General features: G+C 69.4%; 23 protein-coding genes and 5 tRNA genes. 11 read left to right on the top strand and 17 right to left on the bottom strand.

Going from position 1 to position 24,660, the window contains the following annotated elements; all coding sequences use genetic code 11:
- Nucleotides 1-2 precede the first annotated feature (2 nt).
- From OG496_RS39005 to OG496_RS38995, 3 genes are all read right to left on the bottom strand, one after another.
- Entirely contained in the window at nt 3-1,160 is a 1,158-nt protein-coding gene (locus OG496_RS39005) for a D-alanine--D-alanine ligase family protein (RefSeq protein ID WP_366490164.1), read from the bottom strand.
- Nucleotides 1,161-1,323: 163 nt separating this feature from the next.
- The gene (locus OG496_RS39000) at nt 1,324-2,334 is read right to left on the bottom strand and encodes an NAD(P)H-dependent glycerol-3-phosphate dehydrogenase (protein ID WP_405974207.1); all 1,011 of its coding nucleotides are present in this window, start codon (nt 2,332-2,334) and stop codon (nt 1,324-1,326) included.
- Nucleotides 2,331-3,140 (bottom strand): lysophospholipid acyltransferase family protein, encoded by an 810-nt coding sequence (locus OG496_RS38995; protein WP_405974206.1) that lies wholly within the window; start codon nt 3,138-3,140, stop codon nt 2,331-2,333. Before OG496_RS38995 ends, OG496_RS39000 begins: the two co-directional genes overlap by 4 nt.
- Before the next feature lie 144 nt (nt 3,141-3,284).
- Here OG496_RS38995 and cofC point away from each other — a divergent pair, with 144 nt between their 5' ends.
- Nucleotides 3,285-3,923: a 2-phospho-L-lactate guanylyltransferase gene (cofC, locus tag OG496_RS38990; protein ID WP_405974205.1), complete on the top strand. Its 639-nt coding sequence runs from the start codon at nt 3,285-3,287 to the stop codon at nt 3,921-3,923.
- A 19-nt stretch (nt 3,924-3,942) separates the two neighbouring features.
- Nucleotides 3,943-4,146 (top strand): hypothetical protein, encoded by a 204-nt coding sequence (locus OG496_RS38985; protein ID WP_328678684.1) that lies wholly within the window; start codon nt 3,943-3,945, stop codon nt 4,144-4,146.
- A gap of 103 nt (nt 4,147-4,249) precedes the next feature.
- Here the strand turns inward: OG496_RS38985 and OG496_RS38980 are convergent, their stop codons facing one another.
- The 4 genes from OG496_RS38980 to leuC form a co-directional block, all read right to left on the bottom strand.
- Nucleotides 4,250-4,867 (bottom strand): HU family DNA-binding protein, encoded by a 618-nt coding sequence (locus tag OG496_RS38980; RefSeq protein WP_405974204.1) that lies wholly within the window; start codon nt 4,865-4,867, stop codon nt 4,250-4,252.
- A 138-nt stretch (nt 4,868-5,005) separates the two neighbouring features.
- On the bottom strand, nt 5,006-5,236 hold the full coding sequence (locus tag OG496_RS38975; RefSeq protein ID WP_033282690.1) for a hypothetical protein: 231 nt from the start codon (nt 5,234-5,236) through the stop codon (nt 5,006-5,008).
- Nucleotides 5,237-5,511: 275 nt separating this feature from the next.
- Complete coding sequence (gene leuD, locus OG496_RS38970; protein WP_405974203.1) at nt 5,512-6,105, bottom strand: 3-isopropylmalate dehydratase small subunit; 594 nt, start codon at nt 6,103-6,105, stop codon at nt 5,512-5,514.
- A 5-nt stretch (nt 6,106-6,110) separates the two neighbouring features.
- Nucleotides 6,111-7,535: a 3-isopropylmalate dehydratase large subunit gene (gene leuC / locus OG496_RS38965; protein ID WP_033282692.1), complete on the bottom strand. Its 1,425-nt coding sequence runs from the start codon at nt 7,533-7,535 to the stop codon at nt 6,111-6,113.
- Between the two features lie 190 nt (nt 7,536-7,725).
- Here leuC and ndgR point away from each other — a divergent pair, with 190 nt between their 5' ends.
- Nucleotides 7,726-8,442, top strand: a complete 717-nt coding sequence (gene ndgR / locus OG496_RS38960; RefSeq protein WP_019068721.1) for an IclR family transcriptional regulator NdgR — start codon at nt 7,726-7,728, stop codon at nt 8,440-8,442.
- A gap of 155 nt (nt 8,443-8,597) precedes the next feature.
- Here ndgR and OG496_RS38955 read toward each other — a convergent pair.
- The 10 genes from OG496_RS38955 to OG496_RS38910 form a co-directional block, all read right to left on the bottom strand.
- A tRNA-Glu gene (locus OG496_RS38955) sits at nt 8,598-8,670 on the bottom strand.
- A 28-nt stretch (nt 8,671-8,698) separates the two neighbouring features.
- Nucleotides 8,699-8,770, bottom strand: a tRNA-Gln gene (locus OG496_RS38950).
- Nucleotides 8,771-8,790: 20 nt separating this feature from the next.
- Nucleotides 8,791-8,863: transfer RNA gene (locus OG496_RS38945), tRNA-Glu, on the bottom strand.
- A 62-nt stretch (nt 8,864-8,925) separates the two neighbouring features.
- Nucleotides 8,926-8,998 (bottom strand) — tRNA-Glu (locus tag OG496_RS38940).
- 42 nt (nt 8,999-9,040) lie between these two features.
- Nucleotides 9,041-9,112, bottom strand: a tRNA-Gln gene (locus OG496_RS38935).
- Nucleotides 9,113-9,203: 91 nt separating this feature from the next.
- Nucleotides 9,204-9,935 (bottom strand): HAD family hydrolase, encoded by a 732-nt coding sequence (locus tag OG496_RS38930; protein ID WP_405974202.1) that lies wholly within the window; start codon nt 9,933-9,935, stop codon nt 9,204-9,206.
- Nucleotides 9,936-9,985: 50 nt separating this feature from the next.
- Nucleotides 9,986-10,645 carry a DUF4241 domain-containing protein gene (locus OG496_RS38925; protein ID WP_405974201.1) on the bottom strand — a complete coding sequence of 220 codons (660 nt, stop codon included), beginning with the start codon at nt 10,643-10,645 and terminating at the stop codon, nt 9,986-9,988.
- A 114-nt stretch (nt 10,646-10,759) separates the two neighbouring features.
- Entirely contained in the window at nt 10,760-12,244 is a 1,485-nt protein-coding gene (gltX, locus tag OG496_RS38920) for a glutamate--tRNA ligase (RefSeq protein WP_405974200.1), read from the bottom strand.
- Entirely contained in the window at nt 12,228-13,004 is a 777-nt protein-coding gene (locus OG496_RS38915) for a fumarylacetoacetate hydrolase family protein (RefSeq protein WP_365607918.1), read from the bottom strand. Before OG496_RS38915 ends, gltX begins: the two co-directional genes overlap by 17 nt.
- A 79-nt stretch (nt 13,005-13,083) precedes the next feature.
- Nucleotides 13,084-13,269: a hypothetical protein gene (locus OG496_RS38910; RefSeq protein WP_366490153.1), complete on the bottom strand. Its 186-nt coding sequence runs from the start codon at nt 13,267-13,269 to the stop codon at nt 13,084-13,086.
- A 569-nt stretch (nt 13,270-13,838) separates the two neighbouring features.
- Between OG496_RS38910 and OG496_RS38905 the strand changes: the two genes are divergently transcribed.
- The 8 genes from OG496_RS38905 (at nt 13,839) to OG496_RS38870 (ending at nt 24,596) form a co-directional block, all read left to right on the top strand.
- Nucleotides 13,839-17,762, top strand: a complete 3,924-nt coding sequence (locus OG496_RS38905) for a nitrate- and nitrite sensing domain-containing protein (RefSeq protein WP_405974199.1) — start codon at nt 13,839-13,841, stop codon at nt 17,760-17,762.
- A 9-nt stretch (nt 17,763-17,771) separates the two neighbouring features.
- The gene (locus OG496_RS38900) at nt 17,772-18,185 is read left to right on the top strand and encodes a roadblock/LC7 domain-containing protein (RefSeq protein WP_005479910.1); all 414 of its coding nucleotides are present in this window, start codon (nt 17,772-17,774) and stop codon (nt 18,183-18,185) included.
- Between the two features lie 111 nt (nt 18,186-18,296).
- Complete coding sequence (locus tag OG496_RS38895; protein WP_019058642.1) at nt 18,297-18,695, top strand: DUF742 domain-containing protein; 399 nt, start codon at nt 18,297-18,299, stop codon at nt 18,693-18,695.
- Nucleotides 18,676-19,251 (top strand): ATP/GTP-binding protein, encoded by a 576-nt coding sequence (locus OG496_RS38890; protein WP_006375318.1) that lies wholly within the window; start codon nt 18,676-18,678, stop codon nt 19,249-19,251. Before OG496_RS38895 ends, OG496_RS38890 begins: the two co-directional genes overlap by 20 nt.
- A gap of 401 nt (nt 19,252-19,652) precedes the next feature.
- The gene (locus OG496_RS38885; RefSeq protein ID WP_405974198.1) at nt 19,653-22,934 is read left to right on the top strand and encodes a nitrate- and nitrite sensing domain-containing protein; all 3,282 of its coding nucleotides are present in this window, start codon (nt 19,653-19,655) and stop codon (nt 22,932-22,934) included.
- Between the two features lie 10 nt (nt 22,935-22,944).
- Nucleotides 22,945-23,358, top strand: coding sequence for a roadblock/LC7 domain-containing protein (locus tag OG496_RS38880; protein ID WP_019058640.1), 414 nt, complete (start codon nt 22,945-22,947; stop codon nt 23,356-23,358).
- 94 nt (nt 23,359-23,452) lie between these two features.
- Nucleotides 23,453-24,034, top strand: a complete 582-nt coding sequence (locus OG496_RS38875; RefSeq protein WP_366490149.1) for a DUF742 domain-containing protein — start codon at nt 23,453-23,455, stop codon at nt 24,032-24,034.
- Entirely contained in the window at nt 24,015-24,596 is a 582-nt protein-coding gene (locus tag OG496_RS38870) for an ATP/GTP-binding protein (RefSeq protein WP_100572095.1), read from the top strand. The genes OG496_RS38875 and OG496_RS38870 overlap by 20 nt, the downstream gene beginning before the upstream one ends.
- Nucleotides 24,597-24,660 lie beyond the last annotated feature (64 nt).

Raw genomic sequence — 24,660 nt, 5'->3', positions numbered from 1 at the left:
GCTCAGCGAAGTCCCGTGGACCGGCGCAGCGCCGCCTGCACCAGCAGATCGACCAGCTCCCCGTAGGGGACACCGCTGGCCTGCCACATCTGCGGGTACATCGAGATCGGCGTGAACCCGGGCATCGTGTTGATCTCGTTGATGACGAACTCGCCGTCTTCAGTAAGGAAGAAGTCCGCCCGCACAAGCCCCTCGCAGGAGGCCGCGTCGAAGGCGTCCACCGCGAGCCGCTGGACCTCGGCGGTCTCCTCCGGCGTCAGCGGGGCGGGCACGATACCCGGGGTCGAGTCGATGTACTTCGCCTCGAAGTCGTAGTAGGCGTGCTCCTGGGGCGGCGGAATCTCGGCGGGCACACTCGCGCGCGGTCCGTCCTCGAACTCCAGGACCCCGCACTCGATCTCGCGGCCGCGCAGCGCGGCCTCCACGAGGATCTTCGGGTCGTGCCGCTGCGCCTCCTCGATCGCCTCGTCGAGACCGGACAGGTCGTCGACCTTGGTGATGCCGATCGACGACCCCGCGCGCGCGGGCTTCACGAACAGCGGCCAGCCGTGCTCGCCCGCGAAGTCGACGATCTTCTTGCGCGCGGCGGACTCGTCCCGCTGCCACTCGCGCGGCCGGATCACCACGTAGGGGCCGACCTTGAGGCCGAACGAGGTGAACACCCGCTTCATGTACTCCTTGTCCTGGCCGACGGCCGAGGCGAGCACACCCGCGCCCACGTACGGCACACCGGACAGCTCCAGGAGTCCCTGCAGGGTGCCGTCCTCGCCGTAGGGGCCGTGCAGGACGGGGAAGACGACGTCGACCTCGCCGAGCGCCTTGGGCACGGATCCCGGTTCGCTGACGACGACTTCACGGTTCCCGGGGTCGAGCGGGAGCACCACTCCGCCCTCGCTCGACTCGGCGAGTTCGTCGACGTCCGGGGTGCGGCGGTCGGTGATCGCCATCCGCTCCGGGGCGTCGGCGGTCAGGGCCCAGCGGCCTTCGCGGGTGATGCCGATCGGCAGGACGTCGTACTTGGTCCGGTCGATGGCCGCGAGGACGGCGCCGGCGGTGACCACGGAGATCCCGTGTTCGGAGCTGCGACCGCCGAACACGACGGCCACACGCGGCTTGCGAGGCGGCTGCTCGGGGCTCTGGGAGAGGTTCTCGGTGCTCATATCGCGATGAGAGTACCCGGTGGTAGTGCTTCGAGTCAGCGTCCGTTGACGAGCGGCGGTTCGATCAGCGCCCCGCGGGGAACCGCGCGCCCAGCCACGACGGCGCCGCAGCCGCCCGACGGCACAAGGCACCCCTCACCCGCCGCCCCACCCAGCGGAGCGCTCAACGTCGTTCCGGCTTGGCGCTGCGCGACATCAGCTCCTTGACCGCCACCACCGGCGACTTCCCCTCGTGCACGATCTCGAACACCGTCTCCGTGATGGGCATGTCGACATCGTGCCGCCGGGCCAAGTCCAGCACGGACTCACAGGACTTGACGCCCTCGGCGGTCTGCTTGGTGACCGCGATGGTCTCCTGGAGGGTCATGCCCTTGCCGAGGTTGGTGCCGAAGGTGTGGTTGCGCGACAGCGGCGAGGAGCAGGTCGCCACGAGGTCGCCCAGGCCCGCGAGTCCGGAGAACGTCAGCGGGTCCGCGCCCATCGCGAGGCCGAGCCGGGTCGTCTCGACGAGACCGCGGGTGATGAGCGAGCCCTTGGCGTTGTCCCCGAGCCCCATGCCGTCCGCGATGCCGACGGCGAGCCCGATCACGTTCTTCACCGCGCCGCCGAGCTCGCAGCCCACGACGTCGGTGATGGTGTACGGCCTGAAGTACGGCGTGTGGCAGGCGGTTTGGAGCCGGCGGGCCACGGCCTCGTCGGTGCAGGCGACCACCGCGGCAGCCGGCATCCGGGAGGCGATCTCGCGCGCGAGGTTGGGCCCGGAGACCACGGCGATACGGTCCCGGCCGACCTTGGCGACGTCCTCGATGACCTCACTCATCCGCATGACGGAGCCGAGCTCGACGCCCTTCATGAGCGAGACGAGGACCGTGTCGGGCGCCAACAGGGGTGCCCAGTCGGCCAAGTTGGCGCGCAGCGTCTGCGAAGGGACCGACAGGACGGTGAAGTCGGCGTCGGCGGCGGCCTCGGCGGCGTCGGTGGTGGCCCGCAGGTTCTCCGGGAGTTCCACGCCGGGGAAGTAATCGGGGTTCGTACGCGTGGAGTTGATGGCCTCGGCGACCTCCGGGCGACGCGCCCACAGTGTGACCTCGCACCCCGCGTCGGCGAGCACCATGCCGAAAGCCGTGCCCCACGAACCGGCGCTGAAGACAGCCGCCTTGACCGGCTTGCTCACGTGCCCTGCCCCTCTTCCTGCTCGACCTTCGGCTCAAGTGCCGCCTGGGCCTGAGCCTCCAACTCCTGTGTCTCCGCGGCCGTCCGGCGCCGCTGCTCGATCCGCTCGCGGCGCGGATCGTAGGGCACCTCGGGCGCCTTCGCGCCGCGGATCCGCTCCAACAGGCGGGTGATGTCGGCCATGATGACCTCGGTCGCCTCCTTGAGGAGGTCCGGGCTCATCTCCTTGCCGTAGAACCGCGTGAGGTCCACCGGCGGGCCCGCGAGCACATGGCTGGTCTTGCGCGGAAAGACGTGCAGCTTCTTGGCGTACGGCGGGAGCAATTCGTTGGCGCCCCACTGCGCTACGGGAATCACCGGGCACTGGGTCTGCAGGGCCACCCGCGCGGCACCGGTCTTGGCGGCCATGGGCCATTGATCGGGGTCCCGGGTGATGGTGCCCTCGGGATAGAACGCGACGCACTCACCGCGCTCCACGGCGTCGATCGCGGCGCGGAAGGCACTCAACGCGTCCGTGGTCTCGCGGTAGACGGGGATCTGTCCGGTGCCGCGCATCGCGGCGCCGACGAATCCCTTCCCGAAAAGGCTGCTCTTCGCCAGGAATCGCGGAACACGTCCGGTGTTGTACTGAAAGTGTCCGTATGCGAAGGGGTCCACTTGTGAATTGTGGTTCACCGCGGTGATAAACCCGCCCTCGGCCGGAATGTGCTCCATTCCGCCCCAGTCCCGCTTGATCAGAACCACCAGCGGAGGTTTGCAGAGGACCGCTGCGAAGCGGTACCAGAACCCGATTCTGCGGCGGGGCACGCGAACACCTTCCTCTTGGACCCGGGGGGCCGCACAAGTGTCGCCCCAGGCCGTCGGTCTGTCGAGAACACCGTACGCCCCGCCACCGACACCGCCAGGGGTGCCGGGTGACAATGGCCGCGACAAGAGAGGGGCGGAACGCCCGTGCAGTGGACCTTGGTCATCCCCCTGAAGCCTCTGGCGCGCGCCAAGAGCAGGCTCTCGGACACCGCGGGCGACGGGCTGCGCCCGGGCCTCGCCCTCGCCTTCGCGCAGGACACCGTGGCGGCCGCGCTGGCCTGCCCGGCGGTCCGCGATGTGGCGGTCGTCACGGACGACGCCCTGGCCGGCCGCGAACTGGCCGCGCTGGGCGCCCGGATCGTCGCCGACGAGCCGGGAGGCGGCCTGAACGCCGCTCTGCGGCACGCGGCGGGGGTCGTGCGGGTTTCCCGACCCGAAAGCGCCGTAGCGGCCCTGAACGCCGATCTGCCGGCTCTGCGCCCCGCGGAATTGGCCCGGGTCCTGGATGCGGCCGCCGAATTCCCGCGCGCTTTTCTCCCGGACGCGGCCGCAATCGGCACCACCTTGCTCACCGCGCGAGAGGGCCGCGAATTGCGCCCGGCTTTCGGCACGGATTCCCGCGCCCGCCATCGCGCCTCGGGGGCGAACGAACTCGCCCTGGACGCGGTGGATTCCGTACGACAGGACGTGGACACCGGCGAGGACCTGCGGGCGGCACTGGCCCTCGGAGTGGGGCCGCGCACGGCGGCAGCGGCGGCGGGGCTGCTGATTCCGGGGCAGTGACCGGCAGTAGGCTGCGCCCATGCAGGCGACCGCTTACACCTACGACGCCGGGACCCGTACCGGAAGTGTGCTGCTCGACGACGGCACCCCGGTGTCCTTCGACGCCGCCGCGTTCGACGCGGGCGGGCTGCGGCTGCTGCGGCCGGGACAGCGGGTGCGGATCGAGACCGAGGGGCCCCAGGACGGCCTCAGGGTCACGCTGGTGACGCTGCAGACCTTCTGAACACCCTTTCCGTACGCTCCCCCTCCGTACGCTCCTGAACACGCCGCGGGCCGGACTCCCAGAGGGAGTCCGGCCCGGCGCGTGAGTGCCCTGCGCCCCGTGACTAGCGGGTGGTGGCCTTCTTGGCGGTGGTCTTGCGCGTCGCCGACTTCTTGGCGGGGGCCTTCTTGGCCGTCGCCTTCTTGGCGGTGCCGGTGGCCTTCTTGGCCGCCGTCTTCTTGGCCGTCGCCGTGGTCTTCTTGGCGGTGGCCTTCTTGGCCGTGGCCTTCTTCGCGACCGTCTTCTTGGCGACGGTCTTCTTCGCCACGGTCTTCTTCGCGGCGGCCGTGGCCTTCTTCGCGGTGGTCTTCTTGGCCGCGGCCTTCTTGACCGTCGCCGAAGCGGTGCCGCTCAGGCTGCCCTTGGGCGCCTTCTTGACGGCGACCTCGCCGCCGCGCGGGAGCTTCTTCGAGCCGCTCACCAGGTCCTTGAAACCCTGGCCCGCGCGGAAGCGCGGCACGGAGGTCTTCTTGACCCGAACCCGCTCGCCCGTCTGGGGGTTGCGGGCGTAACGGGCCGGACGGTCGACCTTCTCGAACGAACCGAAGCCGGTGACCGAGACACGGTCCCCATTGACGACGGCACGGACGACTGCGTCCAGAACCGCGTCGACCGCCTCGGCGGCCTGCTGACGGCCACCGACCTTGTCCGCAATCGCTTCTACGAGCTGCGCCTTGTTCACGTCTTCCCCTTCGGAGACATTGCCGGAACGAAACTGATCCGGCTTTTTCGCACGTTAGGCAGATATATACCGCAAATCAAACACGAAACGGGCTAATCACCCGTGCGCCGCAACGAACTCGGCTGTCCTGGACTTGTTTCAGCGTTCCTCTTCCGGGAATCGACCCGCGTCGAGGTCCTCTGTGAACCGGTCCAGCCGCCTTGTCGCGTCGGCGAGATCGTGCTTGGCCGCGGCCGTAATGACCAGCAGCTTCCGGGCCAGCGCCATCCGTACGCCCTCCGGGACTTGCAGTGCGCGCACCCTTGTGTGCGCTTCCTTGAGTTGGTCCGCGACTGCCGCATAGAGCTTGAGTTGGCCGTCGTGTTCCATGCACAGATTGTGCCATCTGGGGCGAGTTGTCGCCTGCGGGGGTAGCAACTGGTGCCTCAAACAGCGTTCCGGAGCCCGGCGGCAGCCTTGGCTCAAAGCTGCGCCTACCCCGTCAACACCCTGTCTAACACAGGGAGTTGAGCAAAGCGTTGCAGGCGCGCAGGGCCGTTCGGGTGCAGACATGGCTGTACCCCCAATCGTGGCGATCGGGGGTACAGACGGGGTGTCGCGTGGCCGAATCTCGACTCGGGGAAGGCCTCGTGAGGTCCTTCGGGTCAGACCTGGACCGTCCGCGGCTTGTACGAGGGGCGCTTGGCCTCGTACGCGGAGATGTCGCCCTCGTTCTGGAGGGTGATGGAGATGTCGTCCAGGCCGTTCAGCAGCCGCCAGCGGGCGTTCTCGTCGAGTTCGAAGGCGGCGGTGATGCCTTCGGCGCGCACCTCGCGGGCCTCCAGGTCGACCGTGACCTCGGCCTGCGGGTCCTTGTCGGTGAGGTCCTGCAGCGCGTCCACGATCTTCTGCTCCAGAACCACCGTGAGCAGGCCGTTCTTGAGCGAGTTGCCGCGGAAGATGTCGGCGAACCGGGACGAGATGACGGCCTTGAAGCCGTAGTTCTGCAGCGCCCACACGGCGTGCTCACGCGAGGAGCCGGTACCGAAGTCGGGGCCGGCCACCAGGACCGTCGCGCCCTTGCGCTCGGGGCGGTTGAGGATGAAGTTCTCGTCCTTGCGCCAGGCCTCGAAGAGCCCGTCCTCGAAGCCGTCCCTGGTCACCTTCTTGAGCCAGTGGGCGGGGATGATCTGGTCGGTGTCCACGTTGCTGCGGCGCAGCGGGACGGCCCGGCCGGTGTGCGTGGTGAATGCTTCCATGACTCTCAGACTCCAGCGGGCACAGGGGCGTCGGACAGGTCGGCGGGCGAGGCCAGGTGGCCCAGCACGGCGGTCGCGGCGGCGACCTGCGGCGAGACGAGGTGCGTGCGGCCGCCCTTGCCCTGCCTGCCCTCGAAGTTGCGGTTGGAGGTGGACGCGGAGCGCTCACCGGGCGCCAACTGGTCCGGGTTCATGCCCAGACACATCGAGCAGCCCGCGTGCCGCCATTCGGCGCCGGCCTCCTTGAACACGACGTCCAGGCCCTCGGAGACGGCCTGCAGACCGACCCGCGCGGAGCCCGGGACGACCAGCATCCGTACGCCGTCGGCGACTTTGCGGCCCTCGACGATCGCGGCGGCCGCACGCAGGTCCTCGATACGGCCGTTGGTGCACGAACCTACGAAGACGGTGTCCACCTTGATGTCGCGCAGCGGCTGGCCGGCCTCCAACCCCATGTATTCCAGGGCCTTTTCGGCGGCGAAGCGCTCCGAAGCGTCTTCGTACGAAGCCGGATCGGGGACGGACGCCGAAAGCGGCGCGCCCTGACCGGGGTTGGTGCCCCAGGTGACGAACGGCGCCAGCGAGGGACCGTCGATGACGACCTCGGCGTCGAATTCCGCGTCCGCGTCGGTCTTCAGGGTCTTCCAGTACGCGACGGCGGCGTCCCAGTCCTCGCCCTCCGGGGCGTGGGCGCGGCCCTTGATGTACTCGAAGGTGGTCTCGTCGGGGGCGATCATGCCCGCGCGGGCGCCGGCCTCGATCGACATGTTGCAGATGGTCATGCGGGCCTCCATCGAGAGCTTCTCGATGGCGGAGCCGCGGTATTCGAGGATGTAGCCCTGGCCGCCGCCGGTGCCGATCTTCGCGATGATGGCGAGGATCAGGTCCTTGGCGGTGACGCCGTCGGGCAGTTCGCCGTCGACCGTGATGGCCATGGTCTTCGGGCGGGCCAGCGGCAGCGTCTGGGTGGCCAGCACGTGCTCCACCTGGGAGGTGCCGATGCCGAACGCCAGAGCGCCGAAGGCGCCGTGGGTGGAGGTGTGGGAGTCACCGCACACGACCGTGGTACCGGGCTGGGTCAGCCCCAGCTGCGGGCCTACGACGTGGACGACGCCCTGCTCGACGTCGCCCAGGGAGTGCAGGCGCACACCGAAGTCGGCGCAGTTCTTGCGCAGCGTCTCCAGCTGGGCCCGGGAGACCGGGTCCGCGATGGGCTTGTCGATGTCGAGGGTCGGGGTGTTGTGATCCTCGGTGGCGATGGTGAGGTCGAGGCGCCGCACGGGACGCCCGGCCTGGCGGAGACCGTCGAAGGCCTGCGGGCTGGTCACCTCGTGCAGCAGGTGCAGATCGATGAAGAGGAGGTCGGGCTCGCCCTCGGCGCGCCGGACGACGTGGTCGTCCCAGACCTTCTCCGCGAGTGTCCTACCCATCGCTTTCCCTCCGGCCGGCGAAACAGCGCCGGCCCAACTAGAGATCTTTGAGGAGACGGCGCTCGCACCCCTGGTTCACGGGCAGCCGCCGCCTGGCCCGTTGGTCCGCGGGCCGCTGTGCCTACAAGAGTTGCGCGTCTCACGAAAAAAGGAACTTGCGTTTCACAGAGTGAGACGCGAGTATCGTTTCATGGACAACAGTAGCGGCGTCGGCGTCCTGGACAAGGCAGCCCTTGTCCTGGGCGCTCTGGAGTCCGGTCCGGCCACCCTCGCGGGTCTGGTCGCGGCGACCGGGCTGGCACGACCCACGGCACACCGGCTGGCCGTGGCTTTGGAACACCACCGCATGGTGGCGCGCGACATGCAGGGCCGGTTCATTCTGGGCCCCCGTCTCGCCGAGCTGGCCGCGGCCGCCGGCGAGGACCGTCTGCTCGCCACGGCGGGCCCGGTGCTCACGCATCTGCGGGACATCACGGGCGAGAGCGCGCAGCTCTACCGCCGCCAAGGCGACATGCGCATCTGCGTCGCCGCGGCGGAACGTCTGTCCGGACTTCGGGACACGGTCCCGGTCGGCTCGACGCTCACGATGAAAGCCGGCTCCTCGGCCCAGATCCTGATGGCCTGGGAGGAGCCGGAGCGCCTGCACCGCGGCCTCCAGGGCGCCCGCTTCACGGCCACGGCCCTCTCGGGCGTACGGCGCCGGGGCTGGGCCCAGTCGATCGGCGAGCGCGAGCCGGGCGTCGCGTCCGTCTCGGCGCCGGTGCGCGGCCCCTCGAACCGCGTGGTGGCCGCCGTGTCCGTCTCCGGCCCCATCGAGCGCCTGACCCGTCACCCGGGCCGTATGCACGCCCAGGCGGTCATCGACGCCGCCGCCCGCCTCTCCGAGGCCCTGCGCCGCACCGGCTGATCCGCCGGGAACATCTCAAGGAGGGCCTGCCTCAACGCCGCGGCAGGCCCTTCGTCCTGTCCGGTCCCCCAACTCCTGGTGAACCACGCCGAGTTGACGCACCGGGCGGACAACGCGAAAGCCCCTCCACCGAAGTGGAGGGGCTCTGCTGTACGTACCCCCGACCGGATTCGAACCGGCGCTACTGCCGTGAGAGGGCAGCGTGCTAGGCCGCTACACAACGGGGGCCCAGATCGTGCGTTTCCGCAGATCAAAGCTGGTCTACCAGGACTCGAACCTAGAATGACGGTACCAGAAACCGTAGTGTTGCCAATTACACCATAGACCAAGGTGATTCAAGGTAAAGCGTACCCCCGACCGGATTCGAACCGGCGCTACTGCCGTGAGAGGGCAGCGTGCTAGGCCGCTACACAACGGGGGCCCTAGCGATCCTGCATGAGAGGTGGCGGGTGCGACCCGGACCACCTTCCTGGGAAGGATCTGTACCCCCGACCGGATTCGAACCGGCGCTACTGCCGTGAGAGGGCAGCGTGCTAGGCCGCTACACAACGGGGGCTTTGCAGAGTTGACCTCTGCGGTTGCAGATGAGCTCTGCGAGCTGGCCTACCAGGACTCGAACCTAGACTAACGGAACCAGAAACCGTCGTGCTGCCAATTACACCATAGGCCACTAAGACTCAATCCCTGTCGGGATCTTGTTCTAGCGTTCGCCCCCAGGTAGCCGACCTTTCGGTCTGTTCTCCGGCGGCGCAGGAAGAACATTACCTGAAGGTGGACGGGGCTCCAAAACGGGTATCAGCGCCGAGGAGCGCGGGGAGTTCGGCGAGCGAGGCGATCCGGTGCCGCCCCACGAGGGCCTCACCAGGAGTGTGCGCGCCGTGACGGTCGATCCACACGGACAGCAGTCCGGCGTCCGCGGCACCCTGCCAGTCGATCTCGGGGTGATCTCCGACATACGCCACCTCGTGCGGCGGCAGTTCCAGCGCCTCGCAGGCCGCGAGGAAGGCGCCCGCCTCGGGTTTGGAGACACCCAGCTCGGCCGCGCACAGGACGGCCTCGAAACGGTCGTGGACACCGAGGGCGCGCAGTTTGCGGTCCTGGACGATGAGGCTGGAGTTGGAGAGGACGGCGTGCCGGTGGGTGGCCGCGAGGGCGTCCAGGACGGGCAGGACGTCCGGGAAGAGGGCCCAGGCGGTCTCGTAGTGGGCCTTGTAGCGCTGGAACCAGTCCTCGGCCTCGGCGTCGGTCAACTCCCGGTCCAGGAACAGCCGGACGCGGTCCAGCCGCTGTCCCTCGAAGGAGACCTCGCCGGCCGAGAAGCGTGCCCAGTGGAACTCGGTGGCCAGCCGCCAGCGCTCCAGGGCGTCCGCCAGGCTCTCGTGCCCGTCGGCCAGTCCCTCGGCCAGGAGGTGCTCGCGCATGGCCGCGCGGTCCGCTCCCGTGTAGTCGAACAAGGTGTCGTCGACGTCCCAGACAACGGCCCGAATGGTCATGATCCGACGGTAACCCGGAGCCCGGGGGCGCGTCTCCCCCCTGCCTGTCGTCACTCGGGGACGACGAAGAAGTCCGTGACGAAGCAGGTGACTTCACCGGCCGCCGTCCGGCCGATCCAGGTGGGGTAGGCGCCGTCGCCCCAGCCGGAGGTGAAGGCGGCCAGGTTGTGCCCGGTGTCGGGGGCGGTGATCAGGTGGGGTCCCGGGGCCCACTTGTTCTGCTCGAAGGCGTCCCACAGCGGGCCCGCGTCGCCCTCGCACTCCGGGAAGGAGCCGTCGACCGACGCGTCGTAGAACGCGCCCGTACCGGCGTCGACTCCGTAGCCGTAGAACTCGTCCTCGGTGAGTTCGGCGAGGTCCTGGCCGGGCTGGAGGGCGAGTTCCCAGGCGGCGGTGGGCTCGTCCCGTATGACCAGGCGGGCGGCGGCCACGCGCAAGTGGGGGTCGTCGGACGGGAGTTGGTCGGGCCGGGTGAGGGTGGCGACGGCCGCTTCGACCCGGTAGTGGCCGGGAGTCACGGCGACCGTGAAGGGTTCGGCCTCGCCCTGGCCGAGGCCGACGAAGGGGTCGCAGGCGGTCACCTGGCCGGTGGGGAGCCAGAGTTGGCCGCCGTCGACGAGGTGGATCACGCCGACCGTGCCGGTCTCGTCCTCCCTGAACTCGCTGCCCGGCGTGAACAGCCAGGTGTAGTCACGAGCGGTCATCGGCATGAAAGGCGCCTCTCCTGAACGATCTTCAATGATCCGGAACCCTAACGCCCCGCACTGACAACGCCGAAGGGACGGCAGGCCGTTGCGGCTGCCGCCCCTTCACGCGCGCGTGCGTTACGCGGCCAGCTTGGCGAGGGCCGCGTCGATCCGGGCGAGGGTCTTCTCCTTGCCGAGGATCTCCAGGGACTCGAAGAGCGGCAGGCCGATCGTGCGGCCGGTGACGGCGACGCGGACCGGGGCCTGCGCCTTGCCGAGCTTGAGGCCGTGGGTCTCACCGGCGGCCAGGACGGCCTCCTTGAGGGACTCGGGCGAGGTCCAGTCCGCGGACTCCAACTTCTCCCGGGCCGTGCGGAGAAGGGCGTCCGAGCCCTCCTTCATGGCCTTCGTCCAGGACGCCTCGTCCTCGACCGGCTCGGCCAGGAACAGGAAGTCGACGTTGTCCGTGATCTCCGACAGCACCTTCAGGCGGGTCTGCGCGTGCGGCGCGACGGCCTGCCACTTGGCCTCGTCGAAGTCCTCCGGCGCCCAGGGGGCGAACGGGGCCCGCAGCCACGGGGCGCAGCGCTCGGTGAAGTCCTTCACGTCGAGCAGCCGGATGTGGTCGGCGTTGATCGCCTCGCACTTCTTCAGGTCGAAGCGCGCCGGGTTCGGGTTCACGTCGGAGATCTCGAAGGCCGCGACCATCTCGTCCATCGAGAAGACGTCCCGGTCGCCCGAGAGCGACCAGCCCAGCAGGGAAAGGTAGTTGAGCAGTCCCTCGGGCAGGAAACCGCGCTCCCTGTAGAGGTTGAGCGAGGACTCCGGGTCGCGCTTGGAGAGCTTCTTGTTGCCCTCGCCCATCACGTACGGCAGGTGCCCGAAGGAGGGGATCTCCTTGGCGATGCCCAGGTCGATCAGCGCCTTGTAGAGGGCGATCTGGCGCGGGGTGGAGGAGAGCAGGTCCTCGCCGCGCAGGACGTGGGTGATCTCCATCAGGGCGTCGTCGACCGGGTTGACCAGCGTGTACAGCGGGGCGCCGTTGGCCCGGACGATGCCGTAGTCCGGCACGTTCTCCGCGGTGAACGTCAGCTCGCCGCGGACCAGGTCCGTGAAGGTGATCGTCTCGTCGGGCATCCGGAAGCGGACGATCGGGCTGCGGCCCTCGGCCTTGTAGGCGTCGATCTGCTCGGCGCTCAGGTCGCGGCAGTGGCCGTCGTAGCCGGACGGCTTCCCGGCGGCGCGGGCGGCGTCACGGCGGGCGTCCAGCTCGGCCGTGGAGCAGTAGCAGTGGTAGGCGCGGCCGGCGTCCTGGAGCTTCCGCGCGACGTCCTTGTAGATGTCCATCCGCTGCGACTGGCGGTACGGCGCGTGCGGGCCGCCGACCTCGGGGCCCTCGTCCCAGTCGAAGCCCAGCCAGCGCAGCGAGTCGAGCAGCTGGTCGTACGACTCCTCGGAGTCGCGGGCCGCGTCGGTGTCCTCGATGCGGAAGACCAGGGTGCCCTGGTGGTGCTTGGCGAACGCCCAGTTGAACAGGGCGGTGCGGACCAGGCCCACGTGCGGGTTGCCGGTCGGCGAGGGGCAGAAACGGACGCGTACGGGTGCGCTAGCCACGCTTGACAACCTTGTTGGTGAGAGTGCCGATGCCTTCGATGGAGACGGCGACCTCGTCGCCGACGGTGAGCGGTCCGACGCCTGCCGGGGTGCCCGTGAGGATCACGTCGCCGGGGAGCAGCGTCATGGCCTCGGTGATGTTGACGATGAGATCCTCGATCGAGTGGATCATCTCGCTGGTGCGGCCGAGCTGCCGCTGCTGTCCGTTGACCGTGAGCTGGATGGTGAGGTCGCTCGGGTCGAGGTCCGTCTCCACCCAGGGGCCGAGCGGGCAGGAGGTGTCGAAGCCCTTGGCCCGGGCCCACTGCTTCTCGCGCTTCTGGACGTCACGCGCGGTGATGTCGTTGGCGCAGGTGTAGCCGAGGATGACGTCCTTGACGCGCTCGCGCGGGACCTCACGGCACATCCGGCCGATGACGACGGCCAGTTCGGCCTCGTGGTGGAGGTCCTCGGTGAAGGAGGGGTACTGGATGTCGTCGCCGGGGCCGATCACCGAGGTGGACGGCTTGAAGAAGGCGAAGGGGACGTCCGGCACGTCGTTGCCCAGTTCCCGGGCGTGCTCGGCGTAGTTGCGGCCGTAGGCGACGATCTTGTTCGGGAGGACCGGCGGCAGCAGCCTGACCTTGCTGAGCGGGACCTTCGTACCGGAGAGCTCGAAGTCCGCGAACGGGATGCCCTTGATGATGTCGAGGACGAGCTCGTCCGGCTTGTCGCCCTCGACCGCGCCGAAGGCGACGTTCCCGTCGATGGAGAATCTGGCGATGCGCACGGGATCCTGGCGCCCCTCACTGAGCTGGCTGGAGTCTGACGCTCCAGGCTAACGCGGTGCGGGAGCCCTGCTCGCGCGATTACTCCGCGGCGGCGGTGACCGGGATCTCCATGAGGATGGTGCGGCGCGGGTTGGCGGTCTGGGCCGGCAGGTCGAGCGAGTGTTCCTGCAGCTCCGGCGCCTGCAGCGGCTCGGCGTCCGTGAGGTGTGCCAGCGTCGTGCGGCGCGGATTGGCAATGTTGCGGAACATCATCGTGGTCTTCACTGTTGTACTCGACCCTCGTCGTCCGTGGGTGGGTGGTTGGCAGTATGTGCCCTCATGTAAAGCGTCAGGCTAAACATCCAATTCCGGGCCGAAGACGCGAAGAGCCCCTGATCTGCGTGTGAGTTTGCTCACGGCCGTATGGTCAAAGCGTCCAATTCGGACCCCCAACTCACCTCAACGAAACGGACATTGCCCCCTTGAAGCTGTCATTCCGCTCCTGATCATGGCGACTTGGGCACATGGCATGCCCTCAGGGGTCGTGGGGATATGCACCCTTTGGGGTGAATAGCTTTCTACGTCTCGTGACGCACCCCTCACGCGGTGTCACACAGGTCACAGCCTGGCCTACGGGCCTTGTTGGAGATCCGGCACTGTGCTGGAATTCCACGGACCGCCGCAGAATCAGCCCGGCGCGCAGAGGGCGCAACGCAGCGCCGAGGGCGGCGGAAGGGGGAGCGCCGGTCACTCACGACCACACACTGGGGGGCGCGTTCAGGGCGCTCCCTAAGACGCCGACACCGTCCTTCCGTTCGCGCGGAGGGGCGCCTGGTCCAGAGGTTGCGACGCTAGTGCAGGGACGTTTCAAGAGGGATGGCAGTGCTTCGGCGGAGCCGGAGCCGCATGGCGGGGCTGGCCCCAAGACCGGCAGCTCCTCGCCCCAGCACGCCCAGAACCCGGGCCCGGCACCGTCAGGCGACGGTGGAGGCCCCGGGCGCCCCGGTGTGTCCGCAGCCCCGACCCCCACGCCCTCGGTGAAGCCGCCGTCGGGCACTCCAGGACCCGGATCGCGCGTCGCTCTGCGTAACTGGCGCATCTCCACGCGTCTGGTCTCGCTGCTCGCGCTCCCGGTGGTCGCGGCCACCTCGCTGGGCGCCCTGCGCATCAGCGACTCCATGACCGACATCCAGCAGCTCGACAACATGAAGCTGCTGACGGACATGACCAAGCAGGCCACCGAGCTGGCCACCGCGCTCCAGGAGGAGCGCGACCAGTCGGCCGGTCCCCTCTCGCACGGCGGCAAGGCCACCGACTACGAGGTCAAGGGCTACGAGGAGAAGACCGACCGCGCCCGCGACAACTTCATCAACGCCTCGGAAGAGGTGGACAGCGCCAGCAAGACCGGCCAGCTCCAGGGCGTCCGGGAGAGCCTGGTCGGTCTCGCGACCGAGCTGGACAACCTCGACAAGATCCGCAAGTCGGCGTACCAGTCGAAGGGCAACTCGACGCAGACGGTCGACGCCTACCACCGTCTGATCAGCCAGCTGCTGGACCTCTCGCAGGACATGGCCGAGGCGACCAGCAACCCGGAGATGATCCAGCGCACCCGCGCCCTGGCGGCCTTCTCCGCCGCCAAGGAGTTCTCGTCCGTGCAGCGCGCCGTGATCGCGGCGGCCCTGCCGAACAACAACACGCAGCAGGGCAACCTCTCCGCCAACGACCGGCTCTACGCCGACTCCGCTCTGGAGAGCGAGAAGTCGGAACTGAGCATCTTCCGCAACATCTACGGCAACCAGGGCGCCGAGGAACTCATCGCGCCCATCGAGGACGGCAACCCGACCATCGAGTCGGCCGACACCTACGCCCAGCGCGTCCTCGACAACGCCAACGGCCTGGCCTCGCTGGACAAGCGGTCCTACAAGGACTGGGTGGACGACAGCTCGACCAAGATCGAGCAGATGAAGAAGATCGAGCACACGCTCCTTGAGGACATGGAGCAGAAGGCCCGCGAGCTGCGCTCCGCCTCCGAGCGCGAGGCGATCATCTCCGGTGCGCTGATCCTGCTCGTGCTCGGTGTCTCCCTCGTCGGCGCCTTCGTCATCGCCCGGTCCATGATCCGCTCGCTGCGCCGCCTGCAGGAGACCGCCAACAAGGTCGCCCAGGACCGGCTGCCCGAGCTGGTCAAGCAGCTCTCCGAGTCCGACCCGCAGGACGTCGACACGTCCGTGGAGTCGGTCGGTGTGCACTCCCGGGACGAGATCGGCCAGGTGGCCGCGGCCTTCGACGACGTGCACCGCGAGGCCGTCCGCCTCGCCGCCGAGCAGGCCCTCCTGCGGGGCAACGTCAACGCGATGTTCACCAACCTCTCGCGCCGCTCCCAGGGCCTCATCCAGCGTCAGCTCTCGCTCATCTCCGAGCTGGAGTCCCGCGAGGCCGACCCGGACCAGCTGTCCTCGCTCTTCAAGCTCGACCACCTCGCGACCCGCATGCGCCGTAACGGCGAGAACCTCCTGGTCCTCGCCGGTGAAGAGCCCGGCCGCCGCTGGACCCGTCCGGTCCCGCTGGTCGACGTGCTCCGCGCCGCCGCCTCCGAGGTGGAGCAGTACGAGCGCATCGAGCTCTCCTCCGTGCCGACCACCGAAGTGGCCGGCCGTGTGGTCAACGACCTCGTGCACCTCCTCGCCGAGCTGCTGGAGAACGCGACCTCCTTCTCCTCGCCGCAGACCAAGGTCAAGGTCACCGGTCACGCGCTGCCCGACGGCCGCGTCCTGATCGAGATCCACGACACCGGTATCGGCCTCTCCCCCGAGGACCTCGCGGCGATCAACGAGCGGCTCGCCTCGCCGCCCACCGTGGACGTCTCGGTCTCCCGCCGCATGGGTCTGTTCGTGGTCGGCCGCCTCTCGCAGCGCCACGGCATCCGCATCCAGCTGCGTCCCTCCGACTCCGGTGGTACGACCGCGCTGGTCATGCTTCCCGTCGACGTCGCCCAGGGCGGCAAGAAGCCCGCTCCGGGCAAGCCCGGTCAGGCCGCCGTCGGTTCCGCCGCGGCGGCTGCCGCGGCCGGTGCCGGTGCGGCCCGCCGGGGCAACGGCCAGACCGGTTCCGCGCTCGGCGCGGGTGCGCCCGCAGGCAACGGTGGACTTCTCGGTGCCGGGGCCGCTCCGCGCGGCGCGGTCGGTGCCGGTCAGGGCCCGCGGGCCGCGCTGCCCGGTACGGGCGGTGGACGTCCGGGTGGACCCGGCGGTCCCGGTGGTCCGGGCGGTGCGCGTGGGCCTCAGGGTCCCTCGGCGCCGCAGGGCCGTCCGGCCGCGGGTTCCGGTGCCGGTCTCTTCGGCCAGGCTCCGGGTGTCCCGCAGGGTATGCAGGCCGCCGGTACGGGTACCCCGCAGGGCTTCGGCGACGGTCGCCAGGACGCCTTCGGCGGACCCCCGCCGCAGGGCAACCCGGTGCCGCCGCAGCGCACGAGCAACGACGAGCCCGAGCCGCCCCGCGGTGGTGGCCGGCGTCGCGGGCGTCAGCCGCAGCTCCCGCCGCGCGGTGGTGCGCGGGCCGAGCTGCCCGGCGGCAACAACAGCCAGCGCCCGAGCTGGAGCGACGAGAACGCGCAGCCCCCGCTGGGCCGCGGCAACCTCGACGCCCCGCGCGGTCACGACGAGCGGGACGCGGAGCAGACCTCCCGGATGCCGCGCATCGACGACCGCCAGGGCCCCGCGGCCACGACGGAGATGCCGGCGATACCGGGCACCAACGGGCAGCAGAACACGGGCCAGTTCCCGCGTCCCGGCGCCAACGGGTCGCAGAACACCGGCCAGTTCCCCCGGCAGGGCGGCAACGGGCCTCAGGACACAGGGCAGTTCGCCCGTCCCGGTGCGAACGGATCGCAGGGCGGCGGGCAGCTGCCGCGCCCCGGTGCGGGTGGACCGGCGGACACCGGCTCGTTCCCGCGGCCGGAGTTCGACGCCCCGCGTCCCGGCGCCAACTCCCCGCAGAACGGCGGCCAGTTCGTCCGCTCGGACGTCTTCGGCGCCCCGAACAGCCCGGCCAACAACCCGTCGAACCCGGCCAACACGGGACAGTTCGCCGTCCCGCAGGCGTACGACCCCAGCTCCACGGGTCAGTTCGCGACACCCGGCTTTGACAACGGCTCCACCGGTCAGCACAATCTGCCGAACCGTCAGAACCCCGCGAACACCGGGCAGTTCGAGCGGCCGCAGGTCAACGGGAACCGCAACGGCGCCGACCTCGGCTCCGGGCGGCCGCCCGCCCCGCAGCGTCCCACCCGCCAGGAGCCCGAGGCGTTGCCGCCTGCCACGGGTCCCGGTGACGGCAGGACGCCGCTGTACGACACGCTGGAAACCAACTGGTTCCACGGCCAGCAGGCGGAACAGCAGAGCCAGACCAACGGCTCCGCTCCCGCCCCGCAGCCGCAGGCACCGTCGGCTCCGGCGACACCCCCCCAACGTCCCACGGGCGGTACGTGGCGCAGCTCGCCGAACGACGACCTCGTCCGGCAGGCAGAGCGTGTACGGCAACCGGCCGCGGGCGGCGTCACCACCTCCGGCCTGCCGCGCCGGGTGCCCAGGGCGAACCTCGTCCCGGGCACGGCTCAGCAGCAACAGCACCAAACCGGTCCGCAGGTCTCGCGTGCGCCTGATGACGTACGCGGCCGGCTGACCAATCTCCGTCGGGGCATCGCACAGGGTCGACAGGCCGGTACGGGTACCGGCCAGACCGGCAGCTTCCCCAGCCCCACTCACCAGCAGGAGCGTTAGTTGAGCCAGATGAGCCAGGCGGCACAGAACCTCAACTGGTTGATAACCAACTTCGTGGACAACACCCCCGGGGTGTCCCACACCGTCGTCGTGTCTGCCGACGGACTCCTTCTGGCCATGTCGGAAGGGTTCCCGCGCGACCGCGCCGACCAGCTCGCGGCCGTGGCCTCCGGGCTCACCTCGCTGACGGCCGGGGCATCCCGGATCTTCGAGGGCGGCGACGTGGCACAGACGGTCGTGGAGATGGAACGGGGATTCCTCTTCCTCATGTCCGTCTCGGACGGCTCGTCCCTGGCAGTGCTCGCGCACCCCGAGTGCGACATCGGTCTCGTCGGCTACGAGATGGCACTGCTCGTCGATCGTGCGGGGGCGGTCCTCACACCGGACCTGCGCGCCGAACTCCAGGGCAGTCTGCTTCACTGACCGGCCCCGGCACCACCCGTCTCACCAAATCACCGTCCGGCCGCCACAATCCCCCCACCGGCCCTGTCAGACGGCTAGCCCGACCGACTTGCTGTCCCGCCCGGAGGATTCATGACCCCGCCCACCGCCTCTCACGACCCGTACGCCGAGCCGTACGGGGACGAGGGCGACCAGCCGCTGGTCCGTCCGTACGCGATGACCGGCGGCCGGACCCGGCCGCGCTACCAGCTCGCCATCGAGGCGCTGATCAGCACCACGGCCGACCCGGCAGCGCTGATGGGACTGCTCCCTGAGCACCAGCGCATCTGCCACCTGTGCCGCGAGGTCAAGTCGGTCGCGGAGGTGTCGGCACTCCTCGCCATGCCCCTCGGTGTGGCCAGGATCCTCGTCGCGGACCTCGCCGAGGCCGGACTGGTGGCCATCCACCAGCCGGGCGGCGACGAGAACAACGGCGGCGCACCGGACGTGACGCTGCTCGAAAGGGTGCTCAGTGGACTTCGCAAGCTCTGACGGAGGGCGGGCGACCACCTCCGCGAAGATCGTGGTGGCGGGTGGCTTCGGCGTCGGCAAGACCACGTTCGTGGGTGCCGTCTCGGAGATCAACCCGCTGCGCACGGAGGCCGTCATGACGTCCGCGTCCGCGGGCATCGACGACCTCACCCACACCGGGGACAAGACCACCACCACGGTGGCCATGGACTTCGGACGCATCACCCTGGACCAGGACCTGATCCTGTACCTCTTCGGTACGCCGGGTCAGGACCGCTTCTGGTTCATGTGGGACGACCTGGTGCGCGGCGCGATCGGCGCCGTCGTCCTGGTCGACACCCGCCGTCTCGCCGACTGCTTCCCCGCGGTCGACTACTTCGAGAACAGCGGGCTGCCCTTCGTCATCGCCCTCAACGGGTTCGACGGCCACCAGCCGTACAACCCCGAAGAGGTACGCGAGGCGTTGCAGATCGGTCCGGACGCGCCGATCATCACGACGGACGCCCGCCACCGCTCGGACGCCAAGAGTGCGCTGATCACGCTGGTCGAGCACGCGCTCATGGCCCGGCTGCGGTAGCTTTCGGCGGGCCTCTGTATGCAGTTCTCAAGTCGGCAGCGCCATACGGCAGTTGTCGTAGACGCCCCGGAGCCGGCTGTGGCCTTTGACACGGTCGGCCCCGGTGTTCATAACGTTTCGGCAGAGGAATCGGGTGGTACCGCAACGCGTCGCGGTCATCCGGTGCCACTGCGCTAGCAAAGCCCCGTCTTTTGGCGGGGCTCGCTCTTTATGACCGTTTTATCTGGGGCTTACATCACTCGGAATCCGCGGTTCCGACTGTTTGGAATCGCGCATGCTGACGTGCTGGAATGCGTGAACTGCCCAATAGTCAACGACGTACTGATAGGCAGAGGTCGTTGACGGGCTTGAGACACTGCGGCACGACGATAGGTGCCGACCGCCGGAAGGTTGTTGGTCGAGTGAGGCGAAGCAAGAACGGTCCCGAGCCGTCGGCCCGGGGCAACTTCACCCCGCCGCCGCGCGGAGCGGCGCCCGCCCCTGTGCCAGGCTCGGAGCCCACGGCACTGCCGGCTCCGAGCGGCGGCCGTTTCTCCGCCCGCAACTGGCGGGTGCCGACCAAGCTGAACGCGATTCTGCTCATACCCGTGGTGGTCGGCCTCGTCATGGGCGGCTTCCAGGTGAGGAGCTCGATCGACACCTGGCAGAACGCGGAGGACGCGGAGAAGACCGCCCGCCTGGTGCAGGCGGCCCTGACCTACAGCAACGCGATCACCAACGAGCGTGACACGACCGCCGCACCGCTGCTGCTGGGCAAGGGCGTGAAGGACCCGACGGTCGTCGCCGCCCGCAAGGCCACGGACGACGCCGCGGACACCTTCGACAAGGCCGCGCAGAACATGCCGGACCAGTCGGGCCTGGAGCGCCGGCTCAGCCGCTTCCGCAAGGTGGAGCCGCAGCTGACGTCCATCCGGGCCGCCGCGTACACCACCAAGTTCACGGGCGTGCAGACCGAAGAGGCCTACGTGAACCTGGAGCACCCGCTCCTGGAGTTCTCGAACGAACTGGGCCTCGGCACCGGCAACATCACCAGCTACGGCCGCTCGGTCTACGCCATCGCACTCGCCAAGGGCGCGCTCTCCCTGGAGCGTTCCATCGGCATGCACCTGCTGGTGAAGCCGGGCCCCGGCCAGGGCAGCCTGGCCACCCAGCGCACCGCCATCACCTCGTACGCGTACCTGGAGGGCATCGCCATCCAGGAGTACCAGGCCGGTGGTACCGACGCGGACATCGCGAAGCTGAACACGGCCATGGCGAAGGTCAAGACCGACGGCGCGACCATGGTCAAGCAGGCCGCCGCGCAGGCGAAGGCCGCGAACGAGACGTACGTACCGCCGCCGGCCAACCCGATCGACATGATCACGGCGATGTCCCAGCTGCAGACCACGGACGCCTCGGCGCGCGCGGCTCTCGCCGAGAAGGGCATCACCGCGCAGAACTGGTGGGCGGGCACGACCCTCAAGTACGAGGCGTACCGCAAGATCGAGGAGGACAAGGCCGACACCGCGGTGAGCGAGGCGTCGGACATCGCCGACACCGCCAAGCGGGACGCCATCATCACCGGTGCCGCCGTCGTCGTCGCCCTGCTCCTCGCCTTCATCCTGGCCGGTGCCGTCGCCCGGCAGATGAGCCGCGCGATGCGCCAGCTGCGCAACGCCGCCTTCGGCATCGCCGAGCAGCGGCTGCCGATGCTGGTCGACCAGCTCTCGCGCACCGACCCCGGCCGGGTGGACACCCGGATCTCGCCGATCCCGATCACCACGACCGACGAGATCGGCGAAGTCGCCAGAGCCTTCGACCAGGTCCACCGCGAAGCCGTACGACTGGCCGCCGAGCAGGCCCTCCTGCGGGGCAACATCAACGCGATCTTCACCAACCTGTCGCGCCGCAACCAGTCGCTGATCGAGGGCCAGCTGACCCTGATCACCGAGCTGGAGAACAACGAGGCCGACCCGGACCAGCTGGAGAACCTCTTCCGCCTGGACCACCTCGCGACCCGTATGCGCCGCAACGGCGAGAACCTCCTGGTCCTCGCCGGCGAGGAGCCCGGCCGCCGCTGGGACCAGCCGGTCCCGCTGGTCGACGTGCTGCGCGCCGCCTCATCCGAGGTGGAGCAGTACGAGCGCATCGAGCTGTCGGGCGTCCCGGAGGCCGAGATCCACGGTCGCGCCGTGACCGACCTCGTGCACCTGCTCGCCGAGCTGCTGGAGAACGCGACGACGTTCTCCTCCCCGCAGACCAAGGTCCGCGTCACGGCCACCCGGCTCCCCGACGGCCGGGTCATGATCGAGATCCACGACAAGGGCATCGGCCTCACCGCCGAGGACTTCGCGGACATCAACCACAAGCTGGCCAACCCGCCGACCGTGGACGTCGCGATCTCCCAGCGCATGGGCCTGTTCGTGGTCGGCCGCCTCTCCGACCGGCACGGCATCCGCGTCCAGCTCCGCCCCTCGGGCGAGCAGGCCGGCACGACCTCGCTGGTCATGCTGCCGGACGCGATCACGCACGGTGGCGGTGGTGAGTCGCAGCTCCAGCGCGACGAGTTCACCGTCTCGCAGATCATGCCGGAGCAGCCGCAGCAGCAGTTCCAGGGCGAGGACTTCAACCACGCCCCGCTGCGCACGGCCGCCGAGCTGGGCTTCGACGACACCCGCTACTCCGAGGTGCCGGACGACATCCGCGAGCTGGACCCGGTGGGCCGCTCGCTGATGCGCGAGGAGCGCCGCGCGGCCCTGGAGTCCCAGAAGCCGGGCCAGGAGCTCGAAGCGGGCGAGTACGCGGAGTTCAACGAGTTCGACGCCCCGCAGCAGCAGCCGTACGGCAACGGCCAGCAGGGCTACCAGGACCAGCCGACCGGGTTCACCGGCCGGCCGGCGTACGAGGAGCAGCAGCAGACGTCGTACGACGAGCCGCGCCAGCCCTCGTACGACGAGCAGTACTTCCCGCCGAACGGCGGGGCACCGCAGCAGGCCGACTCCTTCCCGTCGAACGGCGGTTACCCGGAGCCGGGTTACGCGGAGCCGGCGCAGGACGAGCGCGCGTCACAGCACCCCACGGGGTCGGAGACGTTCTCGGGCTTCGAAGAGCAGTCCTACCAGGACGACTGGCCGCAGCAGGACGGTTACCGCAACGGGTACCCGGACCAGTACGCTCCGGAAGCGGAGTCCACGCAGGCCGCTGACGTGAGTGAGCGGGACCACGTAGGCTTCGAGCGTCCGGGACCGGCTCCCTCCGCCGTCCACGCGCTGACCGACGCCGGACTTCCGCGCCGCGGTTCGGCCGCGAACGGTACGAGTACGAACGGTTCGCAGCCCGCGCAGTCGGCCTCAGCGGCGCCGGAGAGCAAGGTCGATGTCTTCGGCACGGCGAACGGCGGCACCGGTGCCGTGGACTGGCGGTCGGCGAACGACGAGCGCTGGCAGCAGGCGTCGGCGCTGAAGAAGCCGAAGGCGGGCGGGGTCACCTCCTCCGGCCTGCCGCGGCGGGTACCCAAGGCCAACCTGGTCGAGGGCACCGCCGAGAGCACCCCGCAGGGCGGCCCCCAGGTCTCCCGCGCTCCCGAGGACATCCGGGGCAGGCTCAGCAACCTGCGCCGCGGGGTCCAACGGGGACGCAGCGAAGGCAGTGAAACGAACGGCCGGGGCTTCGGCTCCGACAGCACCTACAACCAGGAGCGTTAGTGTGAGCCCGATGAGCCAGGCGGCGCAGAACCTGAACTGGTTGATCACCAACTTCGTGGACAACACCCCTGGGGTGTCCCACACGGTGGTGGTCTCCGCCGACGGACTCCTTCTGGCGATGTCCGACGGCTTCCCGCGTGACCGTGCCGATCAGTTGGCGGCCGTCGCGTCGGGTCTGACCTCGCTGACCGCGGGCGCGTCCCGCATCTTCGAGGGCGGCGCCGTGAACCAGACGGTTGTGGAGATGGAGCGGGGATTCCTCTTCCTCATGTCCGTATCCGATGGTTCCTCGCTCGCGGTTCTCGCGCACCCCGAGGCGGACATCGGCCTCATTGGGTACGAGATGGCCCTTCTGGTGGACCGTGCGGGCACGGTCCTGACCCCGGACCTTCGAGCAGAGCTCCAGGGGAGCCTTCTCAACTAACAGACGGACGGTGCGTTTTGGCGTCCCGAGGCCATAAGGTTTCGGGACGCGGCTCCACATTGATGGGTGCCCGGCACAGTCGGAGGAGGAGAAAGTGGCAACACCCCCAGGCGGTTCGTCTTCGGGCAACTGGTCGTACGGCCCCGGCCAGGGGCAGGGCGACGGTTCCCAGAACCGGTACAACTTCCCCTCCTCGCCGTCCCCGCGCCGCCCGCAGTACCCCCAGGGCCCGCAGGGTCCCGGCCCGTCCCCGTACGACCAGCCGCCGGCGCCGCGCATCCAGCCTGTGCAGCCCCATCGGCGCTCCCCCGAGTCGGCACCCGCCGGGTCGACGAGCAACCCCTTGGTGCGTCCGTACGCCATGACCGGCGGCCGGACCCGCCCCCGCTACCAGCTCGCCATCGAGGCGCTGGTGCACACCACCGCGCAGCCGCACCAGATGCAGGGCCAGTTGCCCGAGCATCAGCGGATCTGCAACCTCTGCCGGGAGATCAAGTCGGTGGCCGAGATCTCGGCCCTCCTGACGATCCCTCTCGGTGTGGCCAGGATCCTCGTCGCCGACTTGGCGGAGGCGGGCCTGGTCGCCATCCATCAACCCGGCGGCGACGAGAACGCCGGCGGCCAGCCAGATGTGACACTGCTCGAAAGGGTGCTCAGTGGACTTCGCAAGCTCTAGCGGAGGGCCTTCCCGCTCCACCACCTCGGCGAAGATCGTGGTGGCGGGTGGCTTCGGCGTGGGCAAGACCACGTTCGTCGGGGCCGTCTCGGAGATCAACCCGCTGCGTACCGAGGCTGTGATGACGTCCGCGTCCGCGGGCATCGACGACCTCACCCACACCGGAGACAAGACGACCACGACGGTCGCGATGGACTTCGGCCGTATCACCCTGGACCAGGACCTGATCCTGTACCTCTTCGGTACGCCGGGTCAGGACCGCTTCTGGTTCATGTGGGACGACCTGGTGCGCGGCGCGATCGGCGCGATCGTGCTGGTGGACACCCGTCGTCTCGCCGACTGCTTCCCCGCGGTCGACTACTTCGAGAACTCGGGTCTCCCCTTCGTCATCGCCCTCAACGGCTTCGACGGCCAGCAGCCGTACAACCCGGACGAGGTCCGCGAGGCCCTGCAGATCGGTCCGGACGCGCCGATCATCACGACGGACGCCCGCCACCGCGCGGACGCCAAGTCGGCGCTGATCACGCTGGTCGAGCACGCGCTCATGGCCCGCCTGCGGTAGCACGCGGCATTTCGACGTCAAGGGGCCAACTCCGTCTGGAGTAGGCCCCTTTGTCGTACCCCCC

Origin of the sequence: Streptomyces sp. NBC_00988, from assembly GCF_045162645.1 — a bacterium.
Taxonomy (GTDB): Bacteria; Actinomycetota; Actinomycetes; order Streptomycetales; family Streptomycetaceae; genus Streptomyces.
Note: the sequence above shows the minus strand (reverse complement) of the source record. Positions and strands in the feature narration are given on the sequence as shown.

What these genes read in the sequence shown, in the direction of transcription:
- OG496_RS38925 (WP_405974201.1), bottom strand. Translation starts at nt 10,645, where the DNA reads ATGCCGATGACCGCTCGTGACTACACCTGGCTGTTCACGCCGGGCAGC.
- leuC (WP_033282692.1), bottom strand. Translation starts at nt 7,535, where the DNA reads ATGGGTAGGACACTCGCGGAGAAGGTCTGGGACGACCACGTCGTCCGG.
- OG496_RS38985 (WP_328678684.1), top strand. Translation starts at nt 3,943, where the DNA reads ATGCAGGCGACCGCTTACACCTACGACGCCGGGACCCGTACCGGAAGT.
- OG496_RS38975 (WP_033282690.1), bottom strand. Translation starts at nt 5,236, where the DNA reads ATGGAACACGACGGCCAACTCAAGCTCTATGCGGCAGTCGCGGACCAA.
- OG496_RS38930 (WP_405974202.1), bottom strand. Translation starts at nt 9,935, where the DNA reads ATGACCATTCGGGCCGTTGTCTGGGACGTCGACGACACCTTGTTCGAC.
- OG496_RS38880 (WP_019058640.1), top strand. Translation starts at nt 22,945, where the DNA reads ATGAGCCAGGCGGCGCAGAACCTGAACTGGTTGATCACCAACTTCGTG.
- OG496_RS38895 (WP_019058642.1), top strand. Translation starts at nt 18,297, where the DNA reads ATGACCCCGCCCACCGCCTCTCACGACCCGTACGCCGAGCCGTACGGG.
- OG496_RS39005 (WP_366490164.1), bottom strand. Translation starts at nt 1,160, where the DNA reads ATGAGCACCGAGAACCTCTCCCAGAGCCCCGAGCAGCCGCCTCGCAAG.
- leuD (WP_405974203.1), bottom strand. Translation starts at nt 6,105, where the DNA reads ATGGAAGCATTCACCACGCACACCGGCCGGGCCGTCCCGCTGCGCCGC.
- OG496_RS38900 (WP_005479910.1), top strand. Translation starts at nt 17,772, where the DNA reads ATGAGCCAGGCGGCACAGAACCTCAACTGGTTGATAACCAACTTCGTG.
- ndgR (WP_019068721.1), top strand. Translation starts at nt 7,726, where the DNA reads ATGGACAACAGTAGCGGCGTCGGCGTCCTGGACAAGGCAGCCCTTGTC.